Annotated in this window: 2 protein-coding genes; one reads left to right on the plus strand and one right to left on the minus strand. The window is 47.8% G+C overall.

Features of this window, described 5'->3' with window-relative positions; translation table 11 throughout:
* Positions 1 to 51: 51 nt before the first annotated feature.
* A complete protein-coding gene (locus GX016_08335; GenBank protein ID HHT71567.1) occupies positions 52 to 189 on the minus strand; it encodes a hypothetical protein in 138 nt (45 codons plus the stop codon).
* Between the two features lie 691 nt (positions 190 to 880).
* Between GX016_08335 and GX016_08340 the strand changes: the two genes are divergently transcribed.
* Positions 881 to 1,792, plus strand: a 912-nt coding sequence (locus GX016_08340) for a PAS domain S-box protein (protein HHT71568.1), incomplete at its 3' end; no start/stop codon positions are given.

Genomic DNA, 1,792 nt, shown 5'->3' on the forward strand with positions numbered 1-1,792 from the left:
AGATCCCGAAGTTTCATCCCTATGCCCAGATGTTAAAGTCGGCACCGCTGGCTATCCAGCCGAAGATAAAACTACCCGCCAATCGTTCACTTCCGGAATACCGACTCTCCTTAATGTCATGTACTCCTGCTCGCTAATACGGCGGATCATCATCTCGTCGTCCGAGCTATAGCCGTAATCAGCTGACAACGCACCCCCGCCCCTGGGAAAGAAACCGAGGAAAAAACCAGGTGCGATGCGAAAGATAAAGAAGAAGCCCAGCCTTCTTCGAAAAGGGAATTGCTGGGTGGTAGAAGTTTCATCAGACTCTGCTACCAGCTCCTGTTAAGGAATTTACTTGAGTTCCGGCAGCGGAATCAGGTTGTTATCCATGGTATGAAGAACGTCAAAGGCCGGTGAGTAGAGCCGCCGCCTTTTTTGCCGGTATACATAAATTTATTCGGCCCTTCATATTTATTGGAAAGATCAGAGGGGAGGGCCCGAAATGCATTTTAGTGACTGCGTTTTTTTGCTGCCGTACAAAGAACACCTGCTTCACTGCGGCATCGCCAACCAGTTTCTTAAGTACGAAGATCTTAGTTGTGAATGGGCGTGCGGTGGTTGCCCTATCCCATCAATTACAAGTGCCAATTGTTGTCTTTACTTAGCACCCAAGAGGTTTTTGGATCGGAATGGTTCTCTTACCCAGTGGTCTTGCGCTTTAACCGGCGAAGAGCTGGATTCGCCGGCTGTATGTAATCAGTGTGAGTGCTATCGCGGCCTACGTTTGGGGTCGAGACTGGATAAATGTTCAATTTAAGAGAGGAAGTTGGCAAGTAATGTCGAACAAGACTACTACAATACATCCTTTCACAAGGAGAAAGAACAAGGGGTGGCAGAAATGACACAGGAATTAATTTCGGCCATTTTTGAACAGGCACCCTTTGGTTATGCTTTTCACCGGTTGGTGTTAAATGAGCGGAGCAAGCCTGAAGACTATGTGTTTCTGGATGTCAATCCCGCCTTTGAGCAGATGACCAGACTAAAGAGAAAGGACATTATTGGAAAAGGAATTACAGAAGTAATCCCGGGAATCAGAAGCGGCAATATGGACTGGGTAGCTCTTTATGGTCAAATGGTGGCTACTGGCAGGAAAGAGCAGTTCACTCAGTATGCCGAGCCTTTGGGTCGGTGGTACAAGGTTACCGCCTTTGCCACCGACAAGGAGCATTTCGTCACTATTTTTCAAGACGTTACCCTGGACGTAGAGCATACCCAGTCGCTGGAAAAACAGAAACAGGAAATAAAAGAACTTTCGCGAGACCTGGAGCTGATTTTCCAGACTACTCAGGATGCCATGTTCTTGGCCCGGGTAGAGGGAGGGGAATTTCGCTATGTAAGAAATAACATCGCTCACCAGAGGCTCATCGGCTACAGCCCAGAAGACATAGCTAACAAAACTCCCATTGAACTCTTAGGCCCGGAACTGGGACAAGCTCTTAAGAAAAGCTATCAAAGATGTGTGGACACTAAGGGCCCTGTAACTTATGAGGAAACGCTGACGTTTCCGGCTGGTACAAGAGACTGGCTAGTAAGTCTCAGCCCATTGCTAGATGAGGGTGAAGTTCGGTACATTGTGGGAGCACGCAAGGATATCACCCTCCAGAAACAAGCAGAAGCGGAAAGAGAAGAATTCCTCACCAGACTGCAGACCATGTTCAATAGACATGATGCTGTTATGCTCCTGATTGAACCGGTAAGCGGGAAGATAGTGGACGCCAATCCGGCAGCTGTATCATTTTACGGTTACAGC

It is taken from the genome of Bacillota bacterium (genome assembly GCA_012837285.1).
In the GTDB taxonomy this organism is placed as follows: Bacteria; Bacillota; DTU030; order DUMP01; family DUMP01; genus DUNI01.